The following is an 8,869-nucleotide window of genomic DNA, read 5'->3' as shown; positions in this document are numbered from 1 at the left end:
GCTAACTTGTACTAATGACCCGTGAGGCTTAACCATACAACCCAGATGGGTTTTACTGAAAATGTTCCCGACATTTTGTAGCACTTCCTCCATCCTTGGAGGTCGTACTGAAGGGAGCACGACTTAGTATTAGAATAAAGCACTTAAGCAGTGTGGTCATAAATTGCTCCTGCATTTATGACATCAAGTACTTCCATGTACTTGAAACTCAAAAATCAGCTTTTCGAATTATTATTTAATGCCAAGGCGTTGAATAAACAAAAATTTGTCTGGAAACCATAGAGCTGTGGTCCCACCTGATCCCATTCCGAACTCAGAAGTGAAACACAGTATCGCCGATGGTAGTGTGGGGTCTCCCCATGTGAGAGTAGGTCATTTCCAGGCGCCTAATTTACTCGCAAGAGTAGTGATAAGCCCGTTACGAATGTAACGGGCTTTTTTACATCTGAAATTTGAGTATAAAAGTCGTGTGGCCGACATACCCATGCGGGATTACGTCATTTCCAGGGGCCTAATTTACTCGCTAGAGTAGTGATAAGCCCGTTACGAATGTAACGGGCTTTTTTACATCTGAAATTTGAGTATAAAAGTTGTGTGGCCGACATGCCCATGTGGAAGTAGGTCATTTCCAGGCGCCTAATTTACTCGTAAGAGTAGTGATAAGCCCGTTGCGAATGCAACGGGCATTTTTACATCTGAAATTTGAGCATAAAAGTTGTGTGACCGACATGCCCATGTGGGAGTAGGTCATTTCCAGGCGCTTAATAAAAACAGTCATGTCACCCTTGTCGTGTTTGAAGCAAAACAAATTGTTTTCTGATAACGTCTTCTAAAGTGATACCTATCGTAATAAATGACAGCCCATTTTAGCTTGTGATAATGAGTGATAACGGCATTAAATTTTTAGATTATAGAATCACTCCTTATCATAATAACCAGCCTTGTTGTCCTGCATTTTTGCTTCGCTATTTCTGAATACTTATTTACTGTGATTGGTATTAAAAAGTGATTAACTATCGTCTTTGATTGGTATAATCTGCTATCTCACTTCACTAGGATTATTATGGACTGTCGACTTGGATGTGGCGCATGTTGTATCGCCCCTTCGATAACTACTCCCATACCAGGAATGCCTGATGGTAAGCCTGCTGGTGTGCGTTGTGTGCAACTTAGTGACGATAATCTATGTCTGATCTTTGGTTCATCACTCCGCCCCACAGTTTGTAGTGGCTTTTCAGCTAGTGTCGATGTTTGTGGTACCACAAATGAACAAGCTTTATGGTTGATCACTGATTTAGAACGTGTGACATGCTAAAGTCTTCTTTTCTTTTAAGTTTGGTTTATTAATGCAATTAACTCGTTATACAGATTATGGTATCCGAATACTCATGTACCTTGCTGTACAATCAGAGCGTGAGACTCTATTTCGTATAGCTGAGGTGACCGAGGTTTTCGATTTATCTTCAAATCATGTTGCTAAAATTATTCACCAACTTGGTAAGTTAGGCTATCTGCAGACTATTCGCGGTAAAAGTGGTGGCTTCAAGTTAGCGAAAAGTGCCACACAGATAAATATTGGTTCTTTAGTCAGACAATTAGAAAACTCTTTAATACCCGTTAATTGTGAAGAGCCCTTTTGTAGATTCACGCCAGTTTGTAATTTGAAAGGTGTGCTCGGGAAGGCTGTTGCTGCCTATTTAGCTGTTTTAGATGAATACAGTTTAGCGGATATTGTCAGTAATAAGTCGGATTTGGTGGCAACCTTGCCTGATTTATCTATCTCAGTGTTTGATGTGAGCTAGTTGGGTAAATTTTGGCGATGTCTACTGCCAGTAATTCTGATGTGTTAACTAAAGTAATACCATTCGCTTTTAATCTTGGTAAGTTAGCTTTTAAATATGCCAAGGTTTCAGGGTAAGGGTGTGCGATAGCAACTAAGGTTCCTTGTTGCTTTGTTTGAGTGATGATTCGTTTAAACTGTTTCTCCAGTGCAGAATGTCGTACATCGTTGTCTAAAAATACCTGTCGCTGTAATAATGGCACTCCTACACCTTTTGCTTGCTCACTCGCTTTACTGAATCGTGTTGTCATGCTGTCAACAAAATAAGCTTGTTTGTGCTTTAAGCTTTGCATAACCCATAACATGGGGTTTTCTAATTGGGTGAGTAAACTGCCCATATGGTTATTTGCCCCTCGAGCAAAGGGAATATTATGGAAAGCGGCATTTATTTCAGATTTTATTTGTTGTTCACTCATGTCACTGGTTAATGCACCGGGTCCCAATTCATTACCACTTAATGCCTGCATAGGGAGGTGGATCATGATCTCGTGGCCTTTGTTATGGCCTTCTAATGCTAGTTTTTGTCCAAGAGGAGTGTGGGGTAAGACTGATAAGGTGATATTTGAAGGTAAAGATAACACCGCCTCATCGGTTTGACGGTATCCAATATCGTCAATAATGATAGCTAAATTGGCCGCATTAAGCGGCGATAAACAGATAAGTTGTAATAGTAGAATTAATATAAAGCGCACAATGAATAAGTTTTCTTTTTGATTTTATTATTTTATCTACCATCTATCCAAGCTATGGCAGAAGCGACTTGTTGATCGTAGCTGTTTTCTTGCACATTTTCTGAATCGATTATAGGCACATTAGGGGTATCAGTGACAGAAGAAATTGAGATTTCTATGTCAGGATCAATTCCCTTTTCATGAATATTATTGCCATTGGGGGTGCTGTAATTAGCTATCGTTAATTTAACTGCGTTGCTATGGCCCAGTATCGGAATAATACTTTGTACCGTACCTTTGCCAAAACTGGTTTCACCAAGTAAGGTTGCACGGTGATTCTCTTGTAGTGCTGCCGCTAACACCTCCGACGCAGAAGCAGATCCTTTATTGATCAATACGGCCATAGGGAGATGGGTAAAAATACTCTGACCAGATGCATAATAATCTTCATTAGCATCAAAAAAACGTCCATTGGTGGAGACAATTTTTCCTTGTTCGAGGAATAAATCAGCAATGCTAATCGCTTGTTCAAGTAACCCGCCGGGGTTGTTTCTGATATCCAGAATGATGCCTTTAAGCGCAATATTTTGCCATTCCTTGGCTTGCTTCATGATAGCGTCAGCAGCACCTTCTTGAAAACTGGTTAAGTGGATATAACCGATATCGCCATCGATAATTTGACTTTCGATAGACTGAATATAGACAAAATCAGGTTGAAGCGTAAAGGAGACTTCTTGATGACTATTTATTTTTTTAACGGTTAAGTTGATGCCGAAGTTATGGGTGCTGTGAAATCTAATTTCAGTTAATACCGCTTGATAATTTGTTTCATCAACCTGCATATCGTTGAACTTTATGATCTTGTCACCCGCCTCAATGCCTGCCCGTTCAGCTGGGGAGTCTTTAAATGGAGTAACAATCGTTATTTGGCCATCATCTGTGGCCACTTCGAAGCCAAAGCCAAAGTATTCTCCACGATTAGCATCATTGAGGGCTTGATAACCTTCTTCATTCAAAAAACCTGAATAGGGATCTAATTGATTAAAAATGCCTTTGATTGCGCCATTTATTAGGGTTTTACGGTCCACTTGATCCACATAATAGGTTTCTATGGTGTCAATGACATCCACCAAAAGAGGATAATCTGAATCGTAATAAATGGATTTTGAAAGAGCCTGTTCCGAGCTTGAAATGTTAAGCGATAAGGCCACACCAGCACCCAGAACAAAGCAACAGAAGTTACGGATAAGTTGATGCATAAACTGCCCCTTGCTAACGGGCAGTTTGAGTCAATATTATCGACAGTACCTTGCCGGATCGACTGCTTGCCCTTTATGTCTTATCTCAAAGTATAGGCTAGGTTCGGTTTGTCCACCTGAACGTCCAACTAAAGCAATTGATTCACCGCTGTTGACATTGTCACCAGCATTTTTAAATAGGGTTTGTGCGTGACCATATAAACTCATATATCCTTTACCATGATCGACAACCATCACCATACCAAACCCGCGCAACCAGTCGGCATAAATCACTTTACCCGCAGCAATGGCTTTGATGTTTTGCCCTTCTGGCGCAGTAAGTACTGCCCCTTTCCATTTAATTTGACCTGAACGACTACTGCCAAAGCGTTCACTTACTCGGCCTTTTGTTGGCCATTTCAGTTTGCCTTTTTGATTTGCTAAACCATTCATTGATGGATTAGATTTTGCTGCAGCCACAGCTTGTTCGACAATGCGCTTTAAACTTGCTTCCTCAATTTGCAGCTGTTCAAGCTGCGCTCCCTTGCTAGACAAAGTGCGCTGTATTTGGGTTAAAGTTTGTTGGCGTTGATTTTGCTCGTTAGCTAATTGTTTAGCTTGTTGCCTTTGATCAACTATCACAGCATTTAGTTGTTGTTGCTTTTTCAACTGCTCATTTTGCACTTTTACCAGTTGTTCACTGGTTGTTTTAAGCTCATTAATGGCTTTAATTCGAGCATTATTTAAATACTGGTAATAAACCAACATCCGCTCAACAGTGGAAGGATTTTGCTGATTAAGCATCATTTTGCTGTAATCGTGGTTACCCGCCAAATAGGCGCTAGATAGCTGCTTAGATAAGGTTTTTTGTTGGCCTATTTTGCTTTTATGTAAACTCGTCTGTTGTTTTTCAAGCTCGGTTAATTGAGTGGTAATGTTTTTTAATGATACCTGGGTTTCATTAACCCGTTGCGCAGCACGCGCAATAGCTTGCTCATCCTTTTTTAATAAAGCGATCAGCTTTTCTCGTTGTTTTGACGTGTTTTTCAAGTCATTCTGCTGCGCACTAATCTGCGTTTGAATAGACTTTAACTCAGATTGACGTTTACTGAGGTCGGCGCCAGAGGCGTTTACTGAAAGTGTTATAAAGCCAGCAACAATGCTGGCTTTAACAAATAAACGAGTTATCACAGGTAATTAATTACTCTTTTAGGTCAATGATACAGCGGCCAGTCATTTCGCTTGGCACACTTTGCCCCATTAACGTTAACATCGTTGGTGCGATGTCACATAAGCGGCCGTTATCTTTGATAGTAGCATCACGACCGACATAGATGAAAGGAACTAATTCGCTAGTGTGAGCAGTATGAGCTTGACCTGTTACCGGATCGGTCATTTGCTCAGCATTGCCGTGGTCTGCAGTGATAATGCATTCACCGCCAACTTTTGCCAGTGCTTCAACGACTCTACCTATACAGGCATCGACGGCTTCACAGGCTTTAACCGCTGCATCAAACTTACCTGTATGGCCAACCATATCGCCATTTGGATAGTTACAAATAATGACATCATATTGAGCAGATTCAATCGCACCAACCAATTTATCGGTTAATTCAGCTGAGTTCATTTCTGGCTGTAAGTCATAGGTAGCAACTTTTGGTGATTCAATCAAAATACGATCTTCACCCTCAAATGGTGTTTCTTTACCGCCATTGAAGAAAAAGGTGACGTGGGCATATTTTTCCGTTTCAGAGATGCGTAGCTGAGTTTTACCTTGCTTTTGCAGCGTCTCACCCAGTGTGTTAACTAAATTGTCAGAAGGGAAAGCTACAGGCGCTTTAATATCAGCGGCATATTCTGTTAGCATCACAAAGTTGATAGTAGGGGTTTTGTTGCGAACAAATCCATCAAAATCAGCATTTACAAAGCTTCGAGTGATTTGACGTGCGCGGTCGGCACGAAAGTTCATGAATATTAATGCGTCATTATCATTAAGTGTAGCCGCTTGGCCGGCAGCATCGGTAATGGCCGATGCCGCAACGAACTCATCATTTTCATCACGTTCATAGGCTGATGTTAGCGCAGTGACTGCATCGGTATATTTAAACTTGCCTTTGCCTTCAGTGATTAACTCATAGGCTTGAGATACTCGATCCCAACGGTTATCACGATCTAATGCGAAATAACGACCAATTAATGATGCAACTCTACCTGTGCCAAGCTCAGTAAATAATGCATTGAAGTGTTCGATACTGCCTTTAGCGCTGCGCGGCGGCGTATCACGCCCATCTAAAAAGGCATGCAAGTAAACTGCTTTTGCCCCGCGAGCAACCGCCATTCGGCACATTGCTTCAATGTGTTCTTCATGGCTATGGACACCACCGGGTGACAATAAGCCCATAATGTGAACAGCGCCATTAGCCGCTATAGCTTTATCCACCGCTGCAACTAAAGCAGGGTTTTGTTCAAACTCATGGTCAGCTATCGCTTTACTGATGCGAGTGAGCTCTTGGTAAACAATACGACCAGATCCTATGTTGATATGACCCACTTCAGAGTTGCCCATTTGACCGTCAGGTAAACCAACATCTAAACCAGAACCAGAGATTAAGCTATTTGCATATGTCGCGGTTAACTTATCTAAAACGGGAGTGTTGGCATGAAAAATCGCATTATCCTGCGGATTTTCACGGTAGCCCCACCCATCTAAAATAAGTAATGCCAGCGGACGTTTTGTCGTCGTCATGGATATACCCTCAAAGTAAAAAAATAGAAATTAAAAATGAAATTGGATAAATATTACTACTTATCAGCAGTGGGAAACAGACTTAGGTTCGATATCGGGGCTGCTGATGATTAAATTTCATTGATGTGTGCGTTTATCTGCAGTTAAGCACGTTAGACAGGTGAAAACTGTTGCTTAAATCGATATACTCTTGGCCAAATTAATCTTAGCTCAATCCTTTATAGGCAGTGATCATGCAAGAATATATCGAATTTTTCAAAGCAAACCCCATGTTGTCATTAGCGTGGGTAGGCTTATTTGTTGCTTTGATTGTAACAACATTCAAATCCAGCACATCAAAAGTAAAAAATGTAAATAATCACGAACTGACTTTGATGATGAATAAGCAAGACGCAAAAGTGATTGATGTGCGTGGCAAAGAAGAGTTTAAAAAGGGTCATATCGTTGACGCGATTAATGTGCCATTGTCTGAAATTAAAAATAATCAAGCCACCAGTCTTGAAAAGTTTAAAAGCAGCCCCATTATATTAGTATGTAACGCTGGTATGACATCATCTCAAGCAGCTCAACTTCTTGTTAAGCAAGGCTTTGAAAACGTTCATAACCTTAAAGGTGGTATGGGCGACTGGCAATCAGCAAATATGCCAGTTGTGAAAAGTAAGAGATAGTCGTAAGGTTTATCATATTGTAGTAAAACAAAGTGTTGGTAACATTATCAGCACTTTTGATCCAAATTGCCAAAAGAGCTTTGTCAGTTTTTAGCAGTGCGATCGACTTGAGGTAAAAGCGAAATTTTTTCGTGGTAAACCCAACATCATATTCGCTCCATAGAGAAAGCGAAAAATAACATAGATAGGTAGGAAATCATGGCTGAAGCAGTAGCAAACAACGAAGCAAGTGCACCACAATTTAACATTCAGCGCGTATATACAAAGGATTTGTCTTTTGAAACGCCAAATAGCCCAGCTGTTTTCCAAAAAGAATGGAACCCAGAAGTGAAGTTAGACTTAGACACACGCAGTGCAAAGTTATCTGACGACACTTATGAAGTGGTACTTTCTTTAACTGTAACCGCTAAAAATGGCGACCAAACAGCATTTTTATGTGAAGTACAACAAGCTGGTATCTTCTCAATTGTAGGCTTAACAGAGCCACAACTTGCTCATTCTTTAGGTGCATACTGCCCGAACGTACTTTTCCCATATGCGCGTGAAACCGTATCTGGTCTAGTTGCTCGTGGTACTTTCCCACAACTTAACTTAGCACCAGTGAACTTTGATGCATTATTTGCTCAATACGTTCAACAGCGTCAAGCTGCCGCTGCAGCAGCACCCGCTGAAGCCAACGCATAAGTGATGAATAACGCTGCCGAAATAACGGTATTAGGGGCGGGGTCTTATGGCACCGCCCTTGCTATTTCTTTAGCAAGCAATGGTCATAAAACCTTGTTATGGGGTCATGACCCTAAGCGTATGCAAGCGTTAGCTGACTCTCGTAGCAATGAAGCTTATTTGCCAGGTATTCAATTTCCTGATTGTTTACAAATTGAGCCAGATTTAGCCAAAGCATTAGCTGCCAGCAAGAACATTTTGGTTGTGGTACCAAGTCATGTCTTTGGTGACGTACTTAAGCAAGCTAAACCGTTATTGCGCAGCGATGCACGTATTGTATGGGCAACCAAGGGCCTAGAGCCCGAAACAGGGCGTTTATTACAAGATGTGGCAAGAGAGCAACTTGGTGAGCAATATCCACTGGCGGTGTTATCAGGCCCAACATTTGCTAAAGAATTGGCTGCAGGATTACCTACCGCGATATCAGTAGCGGGTACTTGTCCGCAATTTACCCATGAACTGGTTGAGTTACTCCATAGCCCTAAGCGGTTAAGGGTATATGCCAACGATGACTTTACCGGTATCCAACTGGGTGGTGCGGTTAAAAACGTGATCGCTATTGGTGCAGGTATGTCTGATGGGATCGGGTTTGGTGCCAATGCTCGCACCGCGTTAATCACTCGAGGTTTAGTCGAGTTATCGCGTTTAGGGGAAGCTCTAGGTGCAGATGCTTCAACCTTTATCGGTATGGCTGGTTTAGGTGATTTAGTGTTGACCTGTACCGATAATCAATCTCGTAATCGTCGCTTTGGTTTAGCATTAGGCCAAGGTAAAGATGTGCACAGCGCACAGACTGAGATTGGCCAAGTGGTTGAAGGTTATCGCAATACCAAAGAGGTTTACACTCTGGCAAAGCGTTTAGGGGTAGAAATGCCTATCACTGAACAAATTTATCAGGTGTTATATCAAGGCAAAGCCCCGGTTGATGCGGCCAAAGAGTTATTAAGCCGAGACAAAAAATCGGAAACGATAAAGAAGTAGCT

Annotated in this window: 9 protein-coding genes and 1 rRNA gene; 6 read left to right on the top strand and 4 right to left on the bottom strand. The window is 41.4% G+C overall.

Annotated elements, in window-relative coordinates; all coding sequences use genetic code 11:
* Positions 1–268 precede the first annotated feature (268 nt).
* The 3 genes from rrf (at position 269) to OHT75_RS07185 (ending at position 1,802) form a co-directional block, all read left to right on the top strand.
* A 5S ribosomal RNA gene (gene rrf / locus OHT75_RS07195) occupies positions 269–384 on the top strand.
* Between the two features lie 679 nt (positions 385–1,063).
* Positions 1,064–1,315, top strand: coding sequence for a YkgJ family cysteine cluster protein (locus OHT75_RS07190; protein ID WP_264725810.1), 252 nt, complete (start codon positions 1,064–1,066; stop codon positions 1,313–1,315).
* Between the two features lie 31 nt (positions 1,316–1,346).
* The gene (locus tag OHT75_RS07185; protein WP_264725809.1) at positions 1,347–1,802 is read left to right on the top strand and encodes an Rrf2 family transcriptional regulator; all 456 of its coding nucleotides are present in this window, start codon (positions 1,347–1,349) and stop codon (positions 1,800–1,802) included.
* On the opposite strand, the gene OHT75_RS07180 is transcribed toward OHT75_RS07185, so the two are convergent.
* The 4 genes from OHT75_RS07180 to gpmM are packed head-to-tail and all read right to left on the bottom strand — an operon-like array spanning position 1,777 to position 6,495.
* Complete coding sequence (locus OHT75_RS07180) at positions 1,777–2,532, bottom strand: divergent polysaccharide deacetylase family protein (protein ID WP_264725808.1); 756 nt, start codon at positions 2,530–2,532, stop codon at positions 1,777–1,779. The genes OHT75_RS07185 and OHT75_RS07180 overlap by 26 nt on opposite strands.
* Positions 2,533–2,564: 32 nt before the next feature.
* Positions 2,565–3,770: a S41 family peptidase gene (locus OHT75_RS07175; protein ID WP_264725807.1), complete on the bottom strand. Its 1,206-nt coding sequence runs from the start codon at positions 3,768–3,770 to the stop codon at positions 2,565–2,567.
* A 36-nt stretch (positions 3,771–3,806) separates the two neighbouring features.
* On the bottom strand, positions 3,807–4,940 hold the full coding sequence (locus tag OHT75_RS07170) for a murein hydrolase activator EnvC family protein (RefSeq protein ID WP_264725806.1): 1,134 nt from the start codon (positions 4,938–4,940) through the stop codon (positions 3,807–3,809).
* A gap of 10 nt (positions 4,941–4,950) precedes the next feature.
* Positions 4,951–6,495: a 2,3-bisphosphoglycerate-independent phosphoglycerate mutase gene (gene gpmM, locus OHT75_RS07165; RefSeq protein WP_264725805.1), complete on the bottom strand. Its 1,545-nt coding sequence runs from the start codon at positions 6,493–6,495 to the stop codon at positions 4,951–4,953.
* 233 nt (positions 6,496–6,728) lie between these two features.
* Here gpmM and OHT75_RS07160 point away from each other — a divergent pair, with 233 nt between their 5' ends.
* From OHT75_RS07160 to gpsA, 3 genes are all read left to right on the top strand, one after another.
* Positions 6,729–7,163 carry a rhodanese-like domain-containing protein gene (locus OHT75_RS07160; protein WP_264725804.1) on the top strand — a complete coding sequence of 145 codons (435 nt, stop codon included), beginning with the start codon at positions 6,729–6,731 and terminating at the stop codon, positions 7,161–7,163.
* A 198-nt stretch (positions 7,164–7,361) separates the two neighbouring features.
* Positions 7,362–7,847: a protein-export chaperone SecB gene (gene secB / locus OHT75_RS07155; RefSeq protein ID WP_264725803.1), complete on the top strand. Its 486-nt coding sequence runs from the start codon at positions 7,362–7,364 to the stop codon at positions 7,845–7,847.
* A 3-nt stretch (positions 7,848–7,850) separates the two neighbouring features.
* Positions 7,851–8,867, top strand: a complete 1,017-nt coding sequence (gene gpsA / locus OHT75_RS07150) for an NAD(P)H-dependent glycerol-3-phosphate dehydrogenase (protein ID WP_264725802.1) — start codon at positions 7,851–7,853, stop codon at positions 8,865–8,867.
* Positions 8,868–8,869: the final 2 nt, after the last annotated feature.

The sequence above is a fragment of the Shewanella subflava genome, from assembly GCF_025971955.1.
Classification (GTDB): Bacteria; Pseudomonadota; Gammaproteobacteria; order Enterobacterales; family Shewanellaceae; genus Shewanella; species Shewanella subflava.
The sequence above is the reverse complement of the archived record's forward strand: the minus strand, read 5'-3'. Positions and strand labels throughout refer to the sequence as shown.